Raw genomic sequence first — 21,419 nt, 5'->3', positions numbered from 1 at the left:
GGGGCGAGCCCCCGCTCGACCTGTTTCCGCGCATCTTTTGAACAAGAGCTCTGCGCGGATCTCTCCAATGCGCCTTCTGGATTAGCGGACAGGAGTTTTTTGAAATGAACCTGGAAAACAAGGCTGGCGACGGGCCGCTCACGCGACGCTCGTTTCTGTTTCGGAGCGCCGCGATCGGTGTAGCCGCCGCCGTGCTGCCCGGAACCGGCATCGCAGCCGTGAAAGCGACGGCGACGGGCGATGCCATCCAACCATTCAACGTCGACATTCCTGAAAATGCCCTCATTGACCTCAGAAGGCGCCTGGTCGCAACCCGTTGGCCGGACAGCGCGACCGTCTCGGATCGGTCCCAGGGCGTCCAGCAGCGCAAGCTTCGTGAACTCGCGCAGTATTGGCAGTCCTCCTATGATTGGCGCCGGGCAGAGCGCAAGCTGAACGCGTTTCCCCAATTCCTGACGAAGATCGACGGGCTCGACATCCATTTCATCCACGTACGCTCCCGCCATGAGAACGCTCTTCCGCTGATTATGACCCACGGGTGGCCGGGTTCGATCTTTGAACTGCTTGACGTCATTGATCCGCTGACGGATCCGACTGCACATGGCGGCAAGGCCGAAGACGCCTTCCATCTCGTCATCCCTTCAATCCCAGGCTTCGGCTTTTCGCAAAAACCAGACACGACCGGTTGGGAGGCGCAACGGATCGCACGTGCCTGGGACGCCCTCATGAAGCGGCTCGGCTATAACAGCTATGTCTCGCAAGGCGGTGATTGGGGCGCGATCATCAGCGATGCCCTGGCGCGTCAGGCGCCAGCCGGACTGCTTGGCATCCACGTCAACAGGGTGGAGCGTTCGACGACGCTTCCAGCGGACGCTGCCAAGGCGTTGAAGAATGGCGGGCCGGCTCCCGAGACCATGTCTGCCGATGAAAAGAAGGTTTTCGACGAGGCTCGCGACTTCCTGAACAATGGTTTCGGCTACGCCTCGATCCTCAGTACGCGCCCGGAAACGATCGGCTACGGCCTTGCCGATTCACCGGTGGGACTTGCAGCCTGGCTCTTGGACAAGATCGCCGACTGGGTGTTCACGCGTGGCGATGCGGAACAGGCGCTCGGCAAGGACGCCATCCTCGACAACATCACCTTGTATTGGCTGACCAACTCAGGGCCCTCAAGCGGACGTATCTATTGGGAGAACGTCAAGGCAGGCGCGAAGCTCACGCCAGCCAGGGTTCCTGTGGCCGTCACCGTCTTTCCGGGCGAGGTCTATCGGCCACCGAGACAATGGCTGTCAAAGGCTTATCCAAAGCTCGTCTACTACAACCGCGCCTTAAAGGGTGGGCACTTCGCCGCCTGGGAGGAGCCCGAAATCTTCGTCGAGGAGATCAGAGCAGGTTTCAAGTCTATGCGCTTTTAGACGACGGATCGCCATTCCAAGAGACCAAGCAAGCTCCGCGCGGAGCCGGCATCGGTATCGGCTTTGCGGCAGAATACTTAAGTCGAGTAGTCAGTAGCCGACGTGCTTGATCCGATGCGATACCGGGATGTCGATGATGGCGAGGAATTTGACGGCCGCGTCGAAAGCTTGCGTTAGCGCAACGAGGCCTGACGCCAAACATCTAGCAAGGAGCAGCCGGGTTTCGCGGATCGAGCACATTGGAGGGCTCAAATCATGGTCGAGATGGAACAGAGGGATCCAACGTTATGCGATTGCACGATTGAGGTTGCTGAACTGTTTGCCAGCATCCCGGCTGCTGGCATTGACGACGGCTTTTTGCTCGATCTTCTTACCGTTCGCCTTGACGCATCGCGGGACCGTCTCAAGGGGCCTCGTCCGCGAGCGAGGGACGACACATCATGGAAAAGAAAAGCTCTATGCTGACACTGACAAACCGGCGAATCTTGCGCGTCGAGCGCGACGCCAGTGGCGATTTCTCCCTGCCGGCGGCGACCATGTCGTCGGCACTGCGTCTGCCCCCGACCGAGCTCAGAAATCGCGTCGGCCGGGGAGAAGTCAAGAGCCAGGTTGAGATCGGTCAAGGGGAGCACCTGGGCACATTCCGGTTGACGCTTCGGTGCGGCGGGCGTCTCTGGACTGCAACCGTATCTTCCGATGGCACCGTGATCGATGAAGTCTTCACGATCGATCGCGAGCGCCTGGCGAACTGGCGCCGTCGCCACGGCACCAGCGGCAAGGGCCCTTAACGGTCATTCAGATCTTCAACGATTGCGATCCTTCCGGAATAAAGTTGCGTTTCGACAAAGAACGATTGGAAAAACTGCCCCAGCTTCTCCCTTGAACAACGATCATGGATCGCCCCGCTTTGAAATCGATTGCGGATCATGACCTTTTAGGCGCCAAGGAGAGCACATTGACCGAATACACATTGGACACAGCCGTCGGAGTGATTGCGTGCGAGCTTCCCGGTGCCGCGGAACTCTTCAGACAGCACGGTATCGGATTTTGCTGTGGTGGCGATGTACCGCTTGCGCAAGCGGCCGCGGATGCCGGCATAGAGGCCGCTGATCTGCTCGCTCGGCTTCAGGCGTTGGAGCTTGCCGCAAGACGCGAGGCTCCGGATGCCACAGGTGAGCTTATCGCTCATATTCTGGAGCGTTATCACCAGACCCACCGCACCGATCTGGAATGGTTGATCCCGCTTGCCCAAAAGGTGGAGCACGTCCACGGTGCTCATCGCTCCGCGCCACTTGGTCTTGCCGACGCGCTGGCCGAGCTCAAGGACCACCTTCTTCCCCACATGGCGCGGGAAGAGCTTGCGCTCTTTCCGATGATGCGCCATGAGCCCGATCCGGACATCCGACATCTGATTGCCGGCATGCGGGACGATCATGCATGCGAGAGCCGGAGCCTCGCCGTGATCGAGCATTTGACGCATGGTTTTACGCTTCCGGACGGGGCCTGCAGGTCCTGGACGGCGCTCTATGTCGGGGTTCAAAAATTCTGCGACGATCTCGTTACACATATGCATCTGGAAAACAGCGTTCTGTTTCCGCGGTTCGCCGGCATTGATGCATTTGAGGGTTCCGCTCTCTCGCCAGCAGCGCGTTCCGCGGGGTGAGGCCCTGACAGGTCTTTCCGGCATCGCTTTGCCCAACGGGAGGAGGCGGAGCTTCACACATCTCTTTGCACGCAATCCGACCCGGCGCTTAGCGCCGGGCACACTTTCACTGTTTTGAGCTGGTGCCGACGTGCCCCCACGAGGCACGGCGGCGATCAATCTGCTCTTCGCGAGCCGAGCTCACAGGGCGGAATTTATTCGCACGACCCGCAGTAGTTGTGGGTGACGGGCTGCCTGCCGTCCCCTGGCAGATATTGCGGGGAGGGCAGACCATGGGCCGGGCGATCCGACTTCAAAGGTATTGTTCTTGCGCCGGTCAGCCGCCAGCTTGACGCAAAGTCCTTTCCCCAGCTCCACCTGAGCATCAATCCGTGCACGACAGCGGCAATCAAGGATTGCAATCAACGAAGCTGTCTTTGTTTGAGCTAGATCAAAGAATGTCCCGCGCCAAAGTTTCAATGCTCCGGCAACGATTTGCGGGAAAACACCCTGGAATGAAACTCTTCCGTCTTGTCCTTCTTCTCTGCCTCAGCCTGTGGGGCGCTGTATCCGCCAGCGCAGCATCGGTGCTTCAGGAGTTTTTGCCGACCACCACAGCCTCCGATCTTGTGCCAGGAGCGGACGGTTTTGGCGCTGTGCGTGATGATGTGGCGGCGGCCCCGGTGCTGAAGGGCGGCCAGACGGTGGCGTGGGTTTTCGTGACCTCGGATTTCGTCGGAACGACCGGCTATTCCGGCAAACCCATCCATACGCTCGTGGCGGTGGACAAGGATGCGAAGATCGTCGGCGTCCGGCTGGTGAAACATTCGGAACCCATCGTCCTCATCGGCATTCCCGACGCCAAGGTAAAGGCGCTTGTTGCCGGCTACGCAGGCCTTGATCTCGTCGCCGAGGCGAAATCCGGCGGCACGACCCACGAAGTCGATATCATCTCGGGCGCGACGGTGACCGTCATGGTCATCGACGATTCGATCGTCCGGTCCGGGCTAAAGGTTGCGCGCGCGCTCGGGCTTGGCGGATTGACACCGGAAGCGGACAATGCCGGCCCGCGCTTCGAAATCGATCCCGCGGCTACCGCGCCGGCCGACTGGGTCGAGGCAGAAGGTGACGGCACGCTGCGCCGCCTGTCGCTCGACGTTGCGCAGGTCAATGCTGCTTTCGCCGCCCATCCCGATGAGCGCGCCCGCGAGCGCGCGATTGCGCAAGCGCCGGAAACGACATTCATCGAGATGCAGGCGGCACTGGTCTCGGTCCCTTCCATCGGCAAGGCCTTTCTCGGGGCAGCCGAAGAGAAAAACCTTCAGGCTTGGCTTGGCGAAGGCGAACACGCGATCGCCGTGGTCGGACGCGGGCTCTATTCCTTCAAGGGATCAGGCTATGTGCGCGGCGGCATCTTTGATCGCATCGTGCTGATCCAGGACGATGTTTCCGTTCGCTTTCGTGATCGCGACCACCGTCGCCTGGGCGCAATCTCGCTTGCCGGTGCGCCGGAATACAACGAGATGGACCTGTTCCGCATTAAAGCAGGCCTCGGCTTCGACCCGACAAAACCTTTCCGCATACAGCTCCTGGCCCAACGTGAGGTTGGACCGGTCGAAAAAGTCTTTCATACCTTCGATCTGGGTTACCAGCTTCCGCAGAAGTATCTGCGTGCTGTCGCGCCACCACCGGTGAAGGACGTTGCAGCCGTTGCTGATCGTGACGAGGGGACTGCACAGTCCGACCTGTGGAAACGCATCTGGGACGACTCGAAGCTGAAGATTGTCGTGCTCGGCGCCATGTTGGTCGTGCTGACGGGCGTGTTCTTCTTCCAGACCTATGCGGTCAGGAACGCGCGAGCGTTCTACATCTTTCGCATCATCTTCCTGACGGTAACGCTGGTCTTTCTTGGCTGGTATGCCAACGCGCAGCTTTCTGTCGTCAATCTGATGGCGCTCTTCGGCAGTCTCGTCAACGGGTTCAGCTGGCAGGCTTTCCTGCTCGATCCGCTCACCTTCATCCTGTGGTTTGCCGTTGCCGCGGCACTCCTGTTCTGGGGACGAGGAGCCTATTGCGGCTGGCTCTGCCCCTTCGGCGCACTGCAGGAGCTGACCAACCAGATAGCACGCAAGCTGCGTATCCCGCAATGGACATTGCCATGGGGCCTGCACGAGCGGCTCTGGCCGATCAAATACATGATCTTCCTCGGCCTTTTCGGGGTCTCCCTGATGAGCGTCGAGCAGGCAGAGCATCTGGCCGAGATCGAGCCATTCAAGACAGCGATCATCCTGAAGTTCATCCGCGCCTGGCCATTCGTGGCCTATGCAGTCGCACTTCTCGTCGCCGGGCTCTTCGTCGAGAGGTTCTATTGCCGCTACCTCTGCCCGCTCGGTGCGGCGCTTGCGATCCCTGCGCGCATACGCATGTTCGACTGGCTCAAGCGCTACCATGAATGCGGCAACCCCTGCCAGACCTGCGCCCACCAATGTCCGGTGCAGGCGATCCACCGGACCGGCGAGATCAATCCGAACGAGTGCATCAACTGCCTGCACTGCCAGGTGCTCTACCAGTCCGAAACCGTCTGCCCCGTCGTGATCAAGAAGATGAAGTCGCGGGCGAAGCTTGCGGCAAGCCCGGGCGGCGTGCCGACCCATCAACCCGCAGCCAAAGTTTAATCGAAGCCAAGGTTCAAGCAAAAAGGAACCAGATCATGGAATCAAAGGAACACAAGGGACTAAGCCGGCGAGCACTTTTCAGCGCGACTGCAGGCAGCGCCATTCTGGCGGGCACTGTAGGGCCGGCCGCACTCAGCCTCGGCGCTGCAGGATTGGCGACACCGGCCCGTGCGGCCACGGGCGCCGACGGCTCGGTCGCACCGGGCAAGCTCGACGATTACTACGGCTTCTGGTCCTCCGGTCAGACCGGCGAGATGCGCATTCTCGGCATTCCCTCGATGCGCGAACTGATGCGCGTGCCGGTGTTCAACCGTTGCTCGGCCACCGGTTGGGGGCAGACCAATGAATCGATCCGGATCCATCAGCGCACGATGACGGAAAAGACGAAGAAGCAGCTTGCCGCCAACGGCAAGAAAATCCACGACAACGGCGACCTGCATCACGTCCATATGTCCTTCACCGACGGTAAATATGACGGTCGCTACCTGTTCATGAACGACAAGGCCAATACGCGCGTGGCGCGCGTGCGCTGCGACGTGATGAAGACCGACGCCATCCTGGAGATCCCCAACGCCAAGGGCATCCACGGCATGCGTCCGCAGAAATGGCCGCGTTCAAACTATGTGTTCTGCAACGGCGAGGACGAGGCCCCGCTCGTCAACGACGGCTCGACGATGACGGACGTGGCGACCTACGTGAACATCTTCACCGCCGTCGATGCCGACAAGTGGGAAGTGGCCTGGCAGGTGAAGGTCTCGGGCAACCTCGACAATTGCGATGCCGACTACGAGGGCAAGTGGGCGTTCTCCACCAGCTACAACTCCGAAATGGGCATGACGCTGGAGGAGATGACCAAGTCCGAGATGGACCATATCGTCGTCTTCAACATCGCCGAAATCGAGAAGGCCATTAAGGCCGGCCAATATGAGGAGATCAACGGCGTCAAGGTGGTGGACGGGCGCAAGGAGGCCAAGTCGCTCTTCACGCGCTACATCCCGATCGCCAACAACCCGCACGGCTGCAACATGGCGCCGGACAGGAAGCATCTGTGCGTTGCCGGCAAGCTTTCGCCAACCGTCACCGTGCTGGACGTGACGAAGTTCGATGCCCTGTTCTACGACAATGCCGAGCCGCGCAGCGCGGTGGTTGCGGAACCGGAACTGGGCCTTGGCCCATTGCACACCGCCTTCGACGGGCGCGGCAACGCCTATACCTCGCTGTTCCTCGACAGCCAGGTGGTAAAGTGGAACATCGATGAGGCCATCCGCGCCTACGCCGGTGAGAAGATCAATCCGATCAAGGACAAGCTCGACGTTCAGTATCAACCCGGCCACTTGAAGACGGTGATGGGCGAAACGCTCGATGCCGCCAACGACTGGCTCGTTTGCCTGTGCAAATTCTCCAAGGACCGGTTCCTGAATGTCGGCCCGCTGAAGCCGGAAAACGATCAGTTGATCGACATTTCCGGTGACAAGATGGTGCTGGTCCATGACGGCCCGACCTTCGCCGAGCCGCATGACGCCATCGCCGTCTCCCCCTCGATCCTGCCGAACATCCGCTCGGTCTGGGATCGCAAGGATCCGCTGTGGGCCGAAACCCGCAAGCAGGCCGAGGCCGATGAGGTCGACATCGACGAATGGACCGAGGCCGTGATCCGCGACGGCAACAAGGTTCGCGTCTACATGACCTCGGTCGCACCCAGCTTCAGCCAGCCGAGCTTTACGGTGAAGGAGGGCGACGAAGTCACGGTCATCGTCACCAATCTCGATGAGATCGATGACCTTACCCATGGCTTCACCATGGGCAATCACGGCGTGGCGATGGAGGTCGGCCCACAACAGACGAGCTCCGTTACCTTCGTTGCGGCCAATCCTGGCGTCTACTGGTACTATTGCCAATGGTTCTGCCATGCCCTGCACATGGAAATGCGCGGCCGCATGTTCGTGGAACCGAAGGGCGCCTGATCGATGCGGCTGTCCGTTCTCCTGATCGGCTTTCTTCTCGCCTCTCCGCTCTTAGCGGCGGAGCGCGCAGTCGTGCCGGGTGCGGGCAGTCTTGCCGCAGCCATCGCCGGGGCTGAACCCGGCGATGTGCTGGTGTTGACCGACGGGGCCTATGACGGCCCCGTCACCATCGACCGACCACTGACCATCACCGGTCCGCGTGGAGCGGTGGTGAATGGGCTTAAGCAGGGTAGCGTGGTGACGATTGCCGCGTCGGACGTCACCTTGACGGGGTTCACCGTCACCGGTTCGGGTCGCATCAACCAGGATCTCGACGCCGGGGTCAAAATCGTTCAAGGCGCCGATCGCGCCCGTGTCGAAAAGCTGCTCGTCACCGACAACATGCACGGCATCGACGTCCATGGCGGCCGCGACACGATTGTCTCCGGAAACGAGATCACCGGCACGCGCAGCGCCCGCATGAACGAGCGCGGTAACGGCATCTATGTCTGGAACAGCCCCGGTACGCTGCTTCAAGACAACATTATCCGCTACGGTCGCGACGGCATCTTTTCGAACGCCAGCGCCGACAGCATCTATCGCCGCAACATCATGCGCGACCTGCGCTTTGCCGTGCACTTCATGTACACCCGCAACACCGAGGTTTCCGACAACATCTCGATCGGAAACCATCTGGGCTTTGCGATCATGTTCTCCAACCGCGCGAAGATCCTGAACAATCTCAGCCTCGGCGACCGCGAGCATGGGCTGATGCTGAACTATGCCAACAATGCCGACGTGTCAGGCAATCTGGTGCGCGGGGGCACGAAGAAATGCCTGTTCATCTACAACGCCCACAAGAACCTGGTCTGGGGAAATCGCTTCGAGAGCTGCGGCATTGGCATACATTTCACCGCCGGTTCGGAAAAGAATGTGCTGACAGGCAACGCCTTCATCGCCAACCGCGAGCAGGTCAAATACGTCGGCACCCGCAATATGGAATGGAGCCATGAAGGCCGGGGCAATTTCTGGTCCGATCATCCGGCCTTCGACCTCAACGGCGACGGCGTTGCCGACAGTTTCTACCGCCCCAACGACCTGATGGACCAGATCCTCTGGTCGCAGCCCGCGGCAAGCCTGCTCACCGGCTCGCCGGCCGTGCAGATCGTTCGCTGGAGCCAACGGGATTTTCCCGCCACGCTGCCTGGAGGCGTGCGCGACAGCGCGCCGCTGATGCGCCCCCTGACCATCCCTGTCCCGCTCGAAATCCTTGCCTATGAGGCCGAGGCCGCAGGGCGCTGGACTGAAGGAAATTACGATGACACCGACGCTGACAATCTCCAGGCTCACTAAGCGCTTCCAATCGGTGGAAGCGCTCAAGTCCGTTTCCCTTGCGCTGGAGCCGGGACGGCGCGCGGCACTGCTCGGCCATAACGGTGCGGGCAAGTCGACGATGATGAAGATCGTGCTTGGCCTCATCCCCTTCGACAGCGGCGAGGTTTCTGTTTGCGGCTCGGCGCCCGGTTCGCCCGCCGCGCGGACCCAGGTGGCGTATCTGCCGGAAAATGTCGCCTTTCACCCGGCTTTGACGGGAGAAGAACAGCTTCGCCACTATCTCGCACTGCGTGGCGAAAACCCGAAGCAGGCCACAGAGCTTCTTGCGAGGGTCGGACTTGGCCACGCGGCGCGGCGTCGGATCGGTACCTATTCCAAGGGCATGCGCCAGCGGGTGGGTCTGGCCCAGACGCTGATCGGCCGCCCCCGTCTCCTGGTGCTGGACGAACCGACCTCTGGCCTGGACCCGGTGTCGCGACGGGACTTCTATGACCTGCTCGACGGGTTGGCCGCAGAAGGAACCGCCATCCTGCTCTCCTCCCACGTGTTGACCGAGGTGGAGGCCCGCACCGACAGCATCCTCATCCTTTCCGGTGGGGAACTGGTGGCAGAAGGTACGCTTGCCGATCTTCGGACCCGCGCGGCACTTCCGGTCGCCTTTTCCGTTCGCCCCGCACCTGGTCATGCGTCGGCGCTGGCAGCGACCTTTCCCGAGGGTGTGGAAGGGGAGGACGGTCTCTTGCGCCTTCGCGGTTCGCAGTCGGAAAAACTGGCGCTCCTTGCCCGCATTGCGGCGCTTGGGAGCGCCATTGCCGATCTCGATGTCATCCCGCCCAGCCTCGAGGACATCTACAGCCACTTCAGCCGGAGGGACGGGCAATGAGCCGCATCCTTGCCACCGCCGTCAGCGAATTCCGTATCGCTTTGCGCAATCGTTGGGTCTCTATCGCCACCGGCATGATGGTGCTGTTCGCCCTGGTGCTGGCCGCCGCCGGCTCTGCCCCGACGGGCGATGTCGGCGTCGACCGGCTCTCCGTAACGGTCGCCTCGCTCACTTCGCTTGCGGTCTATCTGGTTCCGCTTTTGGCATTGCTGATGAGTTTCGATGCGGTGGCTGGCGAAGTGGAACGCGGCACGCTGCCACTGCTTCTCACCTATCCCGTCTCGCGCCTGCAGATTCTGCTCGGCAAACTTCTGGCGCATCTCGCAATCCTCGGTCTTGCCGTGACGCTTGGCTACGGCGCGGCGGCGCTCGCAGCCGTCTGGTTCGATCCTGGAGCAACCGCGGGGCTTGGCGCCCTATGGCGGCTGATCTGGTCCTCGGTGCTGCTGGGTGCGACCTTTCTTGGCACCGGCTATGCGCTTTCGGCTTTGGCGCGACGGCCGTCGGGGGCGGCGGGCTTGGCCATCGCGCTCTGGTTGGTGGCGGTGGTGATCTACGACCTCGCCCTGTTGGCGTTAATCGTGACGGATGGAGGCGGTGCCTTCACCACACACGCATTGCCCGTTGCGCTGCTTGCCAACCCTGCCGACGCCTTTCGCGTCTTTAACCTCTCGGCCGCACAGGCCGTTTCTGCCGCAGGCGGACTGGGTGGCGCCGCCGGCACGATCCCGCTCTGGCAATCGGCAGCCTCCCTTCTCGCCTGGCCACTCGCCGCCATAGCCCTTGCCGCCGCAGCCTTCCGAAAGGTGACCCCATGAGGACCCGACTTCGCTTCGTGCTCGTCGCGGCCGCTCTGGCGCTGCTTTCCGCCTGCAAGGAGGACGTAGCCCAAAGCATCGTGCCGCAGGACATGACGCCCGAGACCCTCGGTCATTACTGCCAGATGAACCTTCTGGAGCACCCCGGCCCGAAGGCCCAGATCTTTCTGGAAGGAAGCCCGGCGCCGCTCTTCTTCAGTCAGGTGCGCGATGCGATCGCCTATGCGCGTGGGCCGGAGCAGATTGCGCCGATCCTCGTCATCTATGTCAATGACATGGGGGCTACGGGGGCAACGTGGGACCAGCCCGGTGACGGCAACTGGATCGCCGCCGACAAGGCGTTCTACGTGGTCGGCTCTGCCCGGCGAGGCGGCATGGGTGCGCCCGAAGCCGTGCCGTTTTCAAGCCGCGACGAGGCTGCGGCCTTCGTTCTTGCCGAGGGCGGCCAGGTGCTTGCGCTCGCCGATATTACCGATGCCATGGTTTTGACGCCGGTGGAGACCGGCTCGGAACCGCGAGCGGACGACGAAGACTATCTCGGCCGTCTGCGCGCATTGCCCCATCCAGCCGGAGGTTGACCCCATGCTGCTGACCCGACGCCGCTTGATTGCAATTTCTGCAGTTCTCGCAACGGCGCCCGCCATCGCCCACGCCAACGCGGCAACCCGCTTCTGGACAGGTCAGGCTCTTGGCGCGCGTGCCTCGATCCGGATTGCGCACCCCGAGGCCGGGACGATCGTCTCCAGGGTCATGGCGGAGATCGACCGTCTGGAAAACATCCTTAGCCTCTACCGTGCCAACAGCGCGCTTTGCCGGCTGAACCGCGACGGTCATCTTCAAGACCCGCCATTCGAGCTTTTGGAATGTCTGTCACTGGCCAACGCAGTCCACCTGGCAAGCGGCGGGCGCTTCGATCCGACGGTACAGCCGCTCTGGACGCTCTGGGCTCAATCGGCTGCAAACGGCACGCGACCCGGCCCGGCGGACGTTGATCGCGTGCGTGGCAACGTCGGCTGGGGCAAGGTCAAGCTCGATGCAGCAGCGATCACGTTGCATCCGGGCATGGCGCTAACGTTGAACGGCATCGGCCAGGGGTACGTCGCCGACCGCGTAGCAGCAATGCTTGAAGCTGAGGGACTGACGGACATTCTGATCGATACCGGCGAGTTCCGTGCGCTCGGGGGACAACCGGGCGGCGGTGGATGGCCAGTCCGACTGGAATCAGGCGAGCGCCTGCCGCTGCGCCAGCGAGCGGTCGCCACCTCCGCCCCTCTCGGCACGACCTTCGATCAAGCAGCCAGAGACGGACATATTCTCGATCCCCTGACCGGAATGCCCGCGCCCGCAAACTGGCGCTCTGTCTCGGTGTCGGCACCATCCGCTGCCATCGCCGACGCGCTGGCGACGGCCGCATGCCTGATGCCGGATGCAGGATCGATCGTTGCGATGAACGCGCGTTTTGACGGCGTCCGCCTGGAAGCCGCCTCCGTTTAAGGTGGGCGACCAAGGGTCATCGGGGGCTTGAGAAGGGTCGGATCCGTCTCGACCCCGATCGGCGAAAGGTAGGCGGCTGCGACCGCAGCGACGATCGCCTGTGACGGTGTTGGTGTTCTTCCTGAGCGCGCCGAACGGGGCAGTGCTTGCGGACTACCTCGCCTCCACTGGTCCTGTTCCGCGCCCATCGAGAAGCCAGGCGATGTTGACCTGCAGGATGCCGGCCATCATGTCGAGGCGGTTGGCCCTCGGTTCTGCGCGGTCATTTTCCCAGCTGATCCAGGTCTCTTCGGTAACACCCGCGATTGCGGATATCTCTTCGATCGAAAGCTTGATGGCATCGCGGGCAAGCGAAATGCGGCCACCGATCGTGTCGTCGGTGGCGTCGGCCGTGGCGCGGGGTGCAAGCATGTCGTTCATGATGTCGATGATCCTTCTGTCGGGAGGAACGCCCGCAACGAGATCGCGGGCGTCGGTTGTGGACGCGAGTGGCAGAGCTTAGCCACCGTCCTTGGCGAGCCAGGCTTTGATCTGGTCGGGATGATCCGCGATGTACTGGTCGACAGCCTTTTCGTAGGAGGTCTGCTGGGCGTTAAACATCGCGGCTTCGAGATCGCCGATCGGCAGCTTCATGCGCGACAGCAGGCCTGAGACTTCCGGATTGTCCTTTTCGATGTCCTTGCGTGCCAGCACGTCCACACGTTCGGCCTTGCCGAGCGCGTTCTTCGGATCCGCTATATAGCGAAGCTCGTACTTGCCGAACATCCAATGCGGGCTCCAGGCCGTGGCGACAAACCAATCCTTCTTGCGCATCGCCCGGTCAATGGTCGTCAGCATGCCGGCCTCACTGGAGATCTGCAGCTTGTATCCGTCGAGCGCGTAGTTCTTGACTGTCTGCTCGGACAGACGCGTAAGGCCCGCGCCGGGATCGATGCCCTCGATCCTGCCCTTGAGCTTCTCCTTCACATCGTCCTTCTTGAGGTCGTCGATCGAGGCGATGGCGTCTTCGGGAATGTATTTCGGAACCACCCAGCCGAGCCTGGCGCCGTCGTAAACGGTCCCGAGGGTCGTTACCTTGCCCTTCACCTTGGCGAAGTAGTCGGCGTGGGTTTCCGGCAGCCAAGCCATCATCATGGCATCGAGGTCGCCGCGGCTGACACCCTGGTAAAGCGGAGCGATGTCCGTTTGGACCAGTTCGACCTCCTGGCCGAGCTCGTCCTTGATCAGTTTTGCGGCGAGCTTGGTGACGAACTCGGCGTCCGACCAGGCGGCCCAGCCGATCCTGACGGGTGGCTTTTCCTCTGCGGCAGCCGCGCCAAACGTACCGGCGGCAATGCTGGCCGCAAGGCTGATGGTCGCAAGGGTCTTGAACATGGATGTTCCTTTCTTGAACGATTGCAAGCGGCAGCACGAACGCTGCCAGATGGATGGGAAAGTCCGCAGCGTCAGGCAGTGACGGGGGAGGTCCGGGGTTGTTCCTGTCGCCGGCGGAACAGGACGCGCCACGGGCTGGCGCGCTCCTTGCCGAAGCTCTGGGTGATCCGGTCGAGAATGACGGCGAGAATGACGACGGCGAGACCGCCTTCGAAACCGGTTCCGACGTCGAGACGCTGGATGCCGGTCAGGACCGTGTTGCCGATGCCGCCCGCACCGATCATCGAGGCGATCACCACCATGGAGAGAGAAAGCATGATCGTCTGGTTGATGCCGGCCATGATCGAAGGCATGGCGTTCGGCAGTTGCACCTTCACGAGCAGCTGCCAGGCGGTGCAGCCGAAGGCGTTGCCGGCCTCGATGAACTCCACATGCACCTGACGGATGCCGAGATTGGTGAGCCGCACGACCGGCGGCATCGAGAAGATCACCGTAGCGATCGTCCCGGGCACGGCGCCAAGGCCGAAGAACATCGCCGCCGGGATGAGGTAGACGAAGGCCGGCATGGTTTGCATGAGGTCCAGCATGGGCCGCACGGATGCCGCGCCGCGATCGCTGCGCGCCATGGCGATGCCAAGCGGCAGGCCGATGAGCATGGCAACGAGCGTCGATGCGATGACGAGCGACAGGGTTTCCATCATCGCCGACCAAAGGCCCATGTGTTCGACCAGCATCAGTGAAAGGGCGGTAAAGACCGCAAAGCCGAAGCCGACGCGCCATAGCGACAAAAGCACGAAGATCGCGAGCCCTAGGGCCAAGGGGGCGGCGAGAAGTGCCGCCTGGATGCTGTTGGTCACGGTGCCGATGGCGGCAGCGATCAGATCGAGCAGCGGTGCGAAATTGTCGAGGATGTAGTTGACGGCGCTGTCGACGCCGTCACCGATATCGAAAGTCATGGATTGTCTCCGAAGGGCTGGATCAGGCGGTGCGATCGAGCGTTTCGAGTAGCGCGGATTTGCTGATCGAGCCGAGGTAGCGGTTGGCTTCGTCGATGACAGGCATTGGGAACGCGCTTGCAGCCACCTTCCCAAGCACGTTGGACAAGCTTTCCGACGCCGGGATCGGCTCGATATCCGGCAGGAAGGCGCGCCGATAGGGATCGGCGGCGCCGTCGCGGGCGGTTGCGATCAACGAAGACCGGCTGATCATGCCGTGATAGGTCTTGTCGCGGCCGAGAATGATGGCGACCTCGCGATCGTAATGTTCCATGCGCTCGAGTGCAGCTGCGGCCGAAACACCCTGTCGCTCGATGATCGTCACCTGCGTCTTGCGGGCGACGTCGCCGGCGCGGAAGACCTGAGAGACATCGACATTACGGAAGAACGACCGCACATAGTCGTTGGCGGGCATCAATACGATTTCGTCCGGGGTGCCCAACTGCACGACCTCACCATTTTGCATGATGCAGATGCGGTCGCCGATCCGCATGGCTTCGTCGAGATCATGGCTGACGAAGACGATGGTCCGACTGTGTTCGGCCTGAAGGCGGACAAGTTCGTCCTGCATCTCGGTGCGGATCAGCGGGTCAAGAGCAGAGAAGGCTTCGTCCATTAGGAGCACGGAGGGCTCGGCGGCGAGCGCTCGCGCAAGGCCGACGCGCTGCTTCATGCCACCGGAGAGCTGGTCGGGGCGGCTGTCGTCGTATCCTTCCAGCCCGACAGCGTGCAGAGCCGTTCGGGCGCGGGCCTTGCGCTCGGCCTCGCCGACGCCAGCGACCTCGAGGCCGAAGGCCGCGTTGTCGATAACGCTGCGGTTCGGCAGCAGCGCGAAGGACTGAAAGACCATGCTTATGTCGCGGCGGCGCAAGGCGATCAGTTCGCTGCGCGGCAAGCGTGCTACGTCTTTGCCATCGATCTCGATGGAACCGGAGGTCGGTTCGATCAGGCGGTTGAGGAGGCGCAGCATCGTCGACTTGCCGGAACCCGAAAGCCCCATGATCACGAAGATCTCGCCGGCCCGAATGTCGAAGGTCGCGTTGTTGACGCCGATGGTGCAACCCGTCTCGGCGTGGATCTGCGCCTTCGTGCTGCCGGCTTTAAGAAGGCTCAGCGCCTCGTCCGGCCGCTCGCCAAAAACCTTGAAAACGTTCTTGATACTGATCTTGACCGGTTGCTCGTCGGCCGAGCGGTCGCTCTCAGTTTGAAATGCCATATGTTCTGGGCCCGGCTCCGGAAGCGGGGCACTCTCCTTTGTGTTTGAAAGGCTGATGAAACGATCAGCGAAACGGAGAAGCGCACGACCAGAAAGGCCTGCGCAAATACGACATCATGTCGCAATCCGATTGTCTTTTGGCACACTCGTGCAGAAATGTCCACATTGTGAGAATAGAAAACTAAGTCATGGCGGTATTTGTCGCAGAAAATGGAATGCTTTCGCGCATTCTGAATGCGGTTATTCGGTGGCGGATGTGCAGGCGCCCGAAGACGAAAACGCGTTCGCCGGAGAAGCGAACGCGCGCGGCAGGGCCGGTCACTATTTCTTCAGCTTGCCGTAATCGAATTTTGGTGCCTTGGAGAGGTCATCCTTGTTGGTGTCGACATAGGCCTTCCAAGTGCCGTTGTCGTTGGCAAGTGCAATTGACGCCGGGTCGATGACGACATAGCTCGCGCCCACGCCGAGGAAACCGCCGACGCTTGCGACGATGCCGATGACGGACTTGCCGTCGCCGATGACGACGTCGGAAATCTCGCCGATCGTCTCGTTCTGCTTGTTGTAGATATCGACGCCGATGAGCTGTGAATTGACGATATCGGTGTCTTTGATTTCCACATATTTCAGCGGCATCGTTGCGGTGGTGCCCATCGTGATGCCAGGGCCGACCAGCATCGCATCTGCGCCGTTTGCTGCGGGTTCTTGCGCGAAGGCAGCGCTGGAAACGAGGGCAAGGGAAAGCGCGGCGGCGGTCACATAATTCATGCATATCTCCTGTTCAGTCTCGCCACCGACCGGGGCGGTCGTGGCGGCTTCTAAACGGAGCCTGCTCAAAAAAGTTCCACGGAATCATTGGTATAAGCAATCTTGCGAAGTCTTTGATCTTTTCGCCTTCGTCCCCAATGCCTGCACAATCTCTACCGGAGACCCGCGACCGGGCGGTCGATCGCAGCTATCCCGTGTGGCGCGCTGGCACCGGCTGTTCGCACAGGCGCGAGGACCCCGCGGTAGCAACCAAAAGTTTTCACTTAAAGCAATTTCACCCAGGGTTACTTGTAAACGATTGCTGGATGCGAAACCGCTCTTTGCGAACTGTTACCCGCTCGCCAGTTCCTCGACGCTGAGCGCGATCGTTCCGGTCACAGTCTGGAGAGGCTGCAGGCGGACGAGGCCGCCGTCGCGTTGATCGCGGTGCGCGTTCGGCCGATGGCTCATCGGCTCGAAGCAAAAGAAGCTGCTTGTCGCCGACGGCGAGTAGAGAACGAAGAACCGAAAATGCCCATCGGCTTCCAGCGAAGCGGCAAGCCCCGTTTCCGGCCATTCGATGCGGGCTCGTCCATCCCAGCCGTCGAAGGCATTGTTCAGCCAGTTCGGGGGCAAGGGGGAACCGAATGCAAAGTTCATGTTCTGAGGGATGGGGCCGGGGCGGTCTGGCAGATGACCTTCCCGTTCGCTCCAGTATCGGTCGGCACGGGCGATGAGGCGCGTTTCAGGCGTGCGCGGAAAGAATGGATGGAAGCCCAGTCCGTATGGCAGGGCCTGGTCGGCGCGGTTGGTGATGGAGAGCGAGAGGATCAGGCGCGGTCCGTCGATGGCGATCGTCTCTATCGCTTCATAGGCAAAGGGTGTGGCAACGCTTGCCTCCTGGTCCAAGCGAAGGGTGAGCGATTGCCGATCGCGCTGCAGCATCGACCAGCGTCCAAGCCAGCCGTCTCCGTGCAAAACGAGCGGATCGATCGTGTTTGCTTCCAGCCTGTAGTCGCGACCGTCGAATTGGAAGCCATTGGCCTCAATGCGGTTGCCAAAGGGCACCAGCGGAAAGCAGGCCTCGGCGCCGAACACTTGCGAGGCAAGCCCCGGTGCCGACGTCGGCGCCAGTAAAGGAGTACCGCGCCAGCGGGCCGACAGGATCGCGCCGCCAAGCGGGCTCACCTCGACAGTGAGCCCTTCTTCGTTTTCGAGGAGGACGATGTCTTCCGTCATGCCCTAACTGCGACGACCGGCGGCGGCCGAGCGCAGATTGTCGAGCAGCACCGCGAGCAGAAGGATCAGACCGCGCACGACATACTGGTAGAAGGCCTGGATGTTGAGCAGGTTCATGACGTTTTCGGCAATGCCCATGATGAGAACACCGACGATCACGCCGGTCATCGCCGCCCGGCCGCCGGCAAGCGAGACGCCGCCGAGCACGCAGGCCGAAATGACCGAAAGTTCGAGACCTGTTGCCGCATTCGGCTGGCCTGACGTGATGCGCGAGGCGAGCAGCACGCCGGCAACAGCGCAGACGAGGCCCTGCAGTGCGAAGATCCATATGCGCATGTTGGAGACATTGACGCCGGCGAGGCGTGAGGCTTCCGGGTTGCCGCCGATCGCGAGCGTGTTCTTGCCGAAGACAGTGCGGTTCAGCACGAAACCGAAGACGAGGAAGAAGCAACCCATCACCCAGATTGGCGTCGGGATGCCCAGGAACTTCGACAGTGCCAACTGATAGAAGCTCGGGTCGTTGATGCCGACGGCGCGACCGTCAGACGCAATCAGCGCGAAACCGCGCACGATCTGCATGGTAGCAAGCGTCGTGATCAGCGCGTTGATGCGGAAATGCGCAATCACCACGCCGTTGACGAGGCCGACGAAGCCGCCGCACAGGAGTGCCGCAATCAGGCCGACGAGGATCGAACCCGAGGCGTTCGATGCCATGACGGCGGCCATGCCCGAGAAGGCAACGGTGGAGCCGACCGACAGGTCGAAGTCACGCGAGGCCAGGCAGAACATCATCGTGCAGGCGACGATGCCGATGGTGACGACCGACTGCAGCAGGCCGAGCATGTTGCGCTCGGTCAAGAAGTTCGGAACCGTCAGCGCCACGATGGCGAAGGCGACGGCGAAGATGACGACCAGACCCTGTTCGCCGAGAAGAAGTTTTTTCAAGGAAGTCATGACGGCTGAACCTGCTCGGTTGGAACATCGGGAAGGGCGGCGGCGAGGATGCGTCTTTCGTCGAAATCGGTGCGCGCGAAATCGGCGGCGATCCGGCCCTGGCACATGACGAGGATTCGGTCGGTAATGCCCATCACCTCGGGCAATTCGCTGGAGATGACGACGATCGCCATGCCCTGACCAGCGAGTTCGTAGAGGATTTCATAGATCTCCGACTTGGCGCCGACATCGATGCCGCGCGTCGGCTCATCGATGATCAGCACCTTCACGCCCTGTTCGGAGAGCCAGCGGCCAAGGATGACCTTCTGCTGGTTGCCGCCGGACAGATTGATGATGTCCTGCTTGCGGGACGGCGTGCGCACCCGAAGTTTGGCGATGAAGCGGTCCGCCAGTTCCGCTTCCTTCTTGCGGTTCAGGATGCCGAAGGGCGAAAAGTGCCGGCGCGACGAAATCGCCATGTTTTCTTCGATGCTGCGCCCCTGAACGATGCCGTCGAACTTGCGGTCCTCTGGGCACAGGACCATGCCGGCGCGGATCGATTGTGGCGGGTTGTCGGCCGGCACGATCGCGCCGTCGATCGTCACGGTTCCCTGGTGGCGTCTGTCTGCGCCATAGACCAGCCGGGTCATCTCGCTGCGGCCAGCGCCGATCAGGCCGAAAAAGCCAAGGATCTCGCCGCGCCGGACCGAGAAGCTCAAGGGTGTCTTCAGCTTCGGACCGCAGATCGCGTCGACGCGCAGACGTTCCGCGCCGAGATCGCGGCCCCGCCAGCCCCAGATGTTTGAGATCTCGCGTCCGACCATCTCGGCGATGATCTGGTCGCGCGTGACCTTGGAAATGTCAGGATGATGGGCGGCGAGCTTGCCGTCGCGCAGCACAGTCAGGCTGTCGCAAAGCCGGAAGATCTCGTCGAGCCGGTGGGAGACATAGAGGATCACGGTGCCATTCGAGCGCAGGCGTTCGATCAGGGCAAAGAGGATTTCGCTTTCGCGGGACGACAGCGACGAGGTCGGCTCGTCGAGCGCGATGACGCGCGCATCAAGCATGACGGCCTTGGCGATCTCGACCATCTGGCGCTCGCCGATCGAGAGCGAGGCGATCTTGGCGGACGGATCGACGTCAATGCCGATGTCCGCAAGCTTCTCGCCGACGACGCGAAGCAACTGGCGCCGATCGATGACCCCGCCCTTGCCGGGGAAGTGGCCGAGCCAGAGGTTTTCGGCGACCGTCAGTTCCGGAACGAGCTGCAGTTCCTGGTGGATGACGATAACACCGGCGCGAAACGCATCGCGCACGGAGCGATAGCCTTGTGCTTCGCCTTCAATACGGATCTCTCCGTTATCGGCAGACTGGTCGCCCGAGAGCAGGCGGATAAGCGTCGACTTGCCCGCGCCGTTCTCGCCCATGAGGCCATGGACGGCGCCCTTGCGCACAGAAAACGAGACGTCCGACAGCGCCTGGACGCCGGGATAGCCCTTGGAGATCGATTGGAATTCGAGGAAGTCTTGCATATGCGGCTCCGATACGGAACGCCAGGCAGCCGAGCCGCCGGGCCGATAGAGCGGGATGAGGAAAGTGTGCGCGGTTTTCCGCCCGCATCCCGCTCTAAACTACCAGAATCGATCACGTTGATTGTTTGGGTCGGTCCGACCCAAACAATCGTGATCTCGTGTCGCAAGCAGCGATTACTCGATGCCGAGATCCTTGCGTACGGCCTCGTAGTTGTCGCGCAGCGCAAGCTGGCCGGCGGTCAGGGTCAGCTTTTCCGGTTCCTTGCCGTTGGCGATCCACTCATACATGTTGAGTGCGGTCTCATAGCCGTGGCGCTTCGGCGAGATGATGACGGTGCCGAAGAAGCCGGTCGCCGCAGGCTTCTTGAACTCGTTGATCGCCGAGTCCGCGCCGCCAATGCCGACGCCGATCATGCTGTCGGGAGCAATGCCGACCGTCTCGGTTGCGCGCACGGCGCCGAGTACCGCTTCGTCATTGAGGCCGATCGCAACCCACTTCTTGATGCCGGCGTTCTTATTGAGCACGATCGTCGAGGCGTTAAGTGCTGCCTCCGTATCGGTCTTGGCCTGCGGCGCGTCGAAGATGTTGGCTTCCGGGAAGCCGTTGGCCTTGAGAACTGAAAGTGCGCCCTCAACGCGGTCGACCGCCGTCGGGAGCTGGTCGTAGGAAACGCGGATCGCGCCGACGTCCTTCATGTCCCAGCCACGCTTCTTGATTTCGTCGACCAGGGCTTGACCAACGGCTTCGCCGATTTTCGTCGCCGAAATGCCCATGTGGGGCACGTCTTCGATCGGGCTGCCGTCGGCGTTGACCAAACGGTCGTCGACCGTCATCAGCTTGAGGTCGTTGGCAGCCGCTTTCGCGACGATGCCGGGGCCGAGCTTGACGTCAGGGGTGCAGACGATGAAGCCCTGCGCGCCCTGGGCGCCGAGATTGTCGATTGCCGACTGAACCTTCTCGCCGTCTTCCGCACCGATCTTGACCAGCGTGAAGCCCTTTTCCTTAGCGGCGACGTCGGCGAACTTCCATTCGTCCTGGAACCACGGCTCTTCCGGCTGCTTGACGATGAAGCCGATTTTGACGTCGGCAGCGAACGCCGAGGTTGCCGCAAACACGGCGACGGTACCAGCCAGAATGGCTGCCTTGATAAAGCGCATGATGTCTCTCCCTGGTGAACTGC

The 21,419-nt window shown here is 61.7% G+C and carries 19 protein-coding genes; 10 read left to right on the top strand and 9 right to left on the bottom strand.

Features of this window, described 5'->3' with window-relative positions; genetic code table 11:
- Positions 1 to 104 precede the first annotated feature (104 nt).
- The 10 genes from IB277_RS27665 (at position 105) to IB277_RS27620 (ending at position 12,205) form a co-directional block, all read left to right on the top strand.
- On the top strand, positions 105 to 1,415 hold the full coding sequence (locus IB277_RS27665) for an epoxide hydrolase family protein (RefSeq protein WP_192372130.1): 1,311 nt from the start codon (positions 105 to 107) through the stop codon (positions 1,413 to 1,415).
- Between the two features lie 440 nt (positions 1,416 to 1,855).
- Entirely contained in the window at positions 1,856 to 2,203 is a 348-nt protein-coding gene (locus tag IB277_RS27660) for a DUF6522 family protein (protein WP_192372128.1), read from the top strand.
- A gap of 167 nt (positions 2,204 to 2,370) precedes the next feature.
- Complete coding sequence (ric, locus tag IB277_RS27655) at positions 2,371 to 3,078, top strand: iron-sulfur cluster repair di-iron protein (RefSeq protein WP_060580840.1); 708 nt, start codon at positions 2,371 to 2,373, stop codon at positions 3,076 to 3,078.
- Positions 3,079 to 3,572: 494 nt separating this feature from the next.
- Positions 3,573 to 5,732, top strand: coding sequence for a NosR/NirI family protein (locus tag IB277_RS27650; RefSeq protein ID WP_192372124.1), 2,160 nt, complete (start codon positions 3,573 to 3,575; stop codon positions 5,730 to 5,732).
- A gap of 35 nt (positions 5,733 to 5,767) precedes the next feature.
- Positions 5,768 to 7,696, top strand: coding sequence for a TAT-dependent nitrous-oxide reductase (gene nosZ / locus IB277_RS27645; RefSeq protein ID WP_060520860.1), 1,929 nt, complete (start codon positions 5,768 to 5,770; stop codon positions 7,694 to 7,696).
- 3 nt (positions 7,697 to 7,699) lie between these two features.
- Positions 7,700 to 9,028, top strand: a complete 1,329-nt coding sequence (locus IB277_RS27640; protein WP_192372122.1) for a nitrous oxide reductase family maturation protein NosD — start codon at positions 7,700 to 7,702, stop codon at positions 9,026 to 9,028.
- Positions 8,994 to 9,893 (top strand): ABC transporter ATP-binding protein, encoded by a 900-nt coding sequence (locus IB277_RS27635; RefSeq protein WP_192372120.1) that lies wholly within the window; start codon positions 8,994 to 8,996, stop codon positions 9,891 to 9,893. Before IB277_RS27640 ends, IB277_RS27635 begins: the two co-directional genes overlap by 35 nt.
- On the top strand, positions 9,890 to 10,711 hold the full coding sequence (locus IB277_RS27630; RefSeq protein WP_192372118.1) for an ABC transporter permease: 822 nt from the start codon (positions 9,890 to 9,892) through the stop codon (positions 10,709 to 10,711). The genes IB277_RS27635 and IB277_RS27630 overlap by 4 nt, the downstream gene beginning before the upstream one ends.
- Complete coding sequence (locus IB277_RS27625) at positions 10,708 to 11,289, top strand: nitrous oxide reductase accessory protein NosL (protein WP_060580809.1); 582 nt, start codon at positions 10,708 to 10,710, stop codon at positions 11,287 to 11,289. Before IB277_RS27630 ends, IB277_RS27625 begins: the two co-directional genes overlap by 4 nt.
- Before the next feature lie 4 nt (positions 11,290 to 11,293).
- The gene (locus IB277_RS27620) at positions 11,294 to 12,205 is read left to right on the top strand and encodes an FAD:protein FMN transferase (RefSeq protein ID WP_192372116.1); all 912 of its coding nucleotides are present in this window, start codon (positions 11,294 to 11,296) and stop codon (positions 12,203 to 12,205) included.
- A 153-nt stretch (positions 12,206 to 12,358) separates the two neighbouring features.
- Here IB277_RS27620 and IB277_RS27615 read toward each other — a convergent pair whose 3' ends face one another.
- The 9 genes from IB277_RS27615 to IB277_RS27575 form a co-directional block, all read right to left on the bottom strand.
- Positions 12,359 to 12,625 (bottom strand): helix-turn-helix domain-containing protein, encoded by a 267-nt coding sequence (locus IB277_RS27615; protein ID WP_226020894.1) that lies wholly within the window; start codon positions 12,623 to 12,625, stop codon positions 12,359 to 12,361.
- 78 nt (positions 12,626 to 12,703) lie between these two features.
- The gene (locus tag IB277_RS27610; RefSeq protein WP_192358820.1) at positions 12,704 to 13,579 is read right to left on the bottom strand and encodes a glycine betaine ABC transporter substrate-binding protein; all 876 of its coding nucleotides are present in this window, start codon (positions 13,577 to 13,579) and stop codon (positions 12,704 to 12,706) included.
- 71 nt (positions 13,580 to 13,650) lie between these two features.
- On the bottom strand, positions 13,651 to 14,535 hold the full coding sequence (locus tag IB277_RS27605; RefSeq protein ID WP_192372114.1) for a proline/glycine betaine ABC transporter permease: 885 nt from the start codon (positions 14,533 to 14,535) through the stop codon (positions 13,651 to 13,653).
- Positions 14,536 to 14,557: 22 nt separating this feature from the next.
- A complete protein-coding gene (gene proV / locus IB277_RS27600; RefSeq protein ID WP_192372112.1) occupies positions 14,558 to 15,790 on the bottom strand; it encodes a glycine betaine/L-proline ABC transporter ATP-binding protein ProV in 1,233 nt (410 codons plus the stop codon).
- A gap of 321 nt (positions 15,791 to 16,111) precedes the next feature.
- Positions 16,112 to 16,555 (bottom strand): PRC-barrel domain-containing protein, encoded by a 444-nt coding sequence (locus IB277_RS27595; RefSeq protein ID WP_210339675.1) that lies wholly within the window; start codon positions 16,553 to 16,555, stop codon positions 16,112 to 16,114.
- A 330-nt stretch (positions 16,556 to 16,885) separates the two neighbouring features.
- Complete coding sequence (locus IB277_RS27590; protein WP_192372110.1) at positions 16,886 to 17,773, bottom strand: aldose 1-epimerase; 888 nt, start codon at positions 17,771 to 17,773, stop codon at positions 16,886 to 16,888.
- A 3-nt stretch (positions 17,774 to 17,776) separates the two neighbouring features.
- On the bottom strand, positions 17,777 to 18,727 hold the full coding sequence (araH, locus tag IB277_RS27585) for an L-arabinose ABC transporter permease AraH (RefSeq protein WP_029742703.1): 951 nt from the start codon (positions 18,725 to 18,727) through the stop codon (positions 17,777 to 17,779).
- Positions 18,724 to 20,238, bottom strand: a complete 1,515-nt coding sequence (gene araG, locus IB277_RS27580) for an L-arabinose ABC transporter ATP-binding protein AraG (RefSeq protein ID WP_192358812.1) — start codon at positions 20,236 to 20,238, stop codon at positions 18,724 to 18,726. The genes araH and araG overlap by 4 nt, the downstream gene beginning before the upstream one ends.
- A gap of 174 nt (positions 20,239 to 20,412) precedes the next feature.
- Positions 20,413 to 21,396: an arabinose ABC transporter substrate-binding protein gene (locus tag IB277_RS27575; protein ID WP_029742701.1), complete on the bottom strand. Its 984-nt coding sequence runs from the start codon at positions 21,394 to 21,396 to the stop codon at positions 20,413 to 20,415.
- Positions 21,397 to 21,419: the final 23 nt, after the last annotated feature.

The sequence above is a fragment of the Ensifer sp. ENS07 genome (assembly GCF_014852185.1).
Classification (GTDB): Bacteria; Pseudomonadota; Alphaproteobacteria; order Rhizobiales; family Rhizobiaceae; genus Ensifer; species Ensifer adhaerens.
Note: the sequence above shows the minus strand (reverse complement) of the source record. Positions and strands in the feature narration are given on the sequence as shown.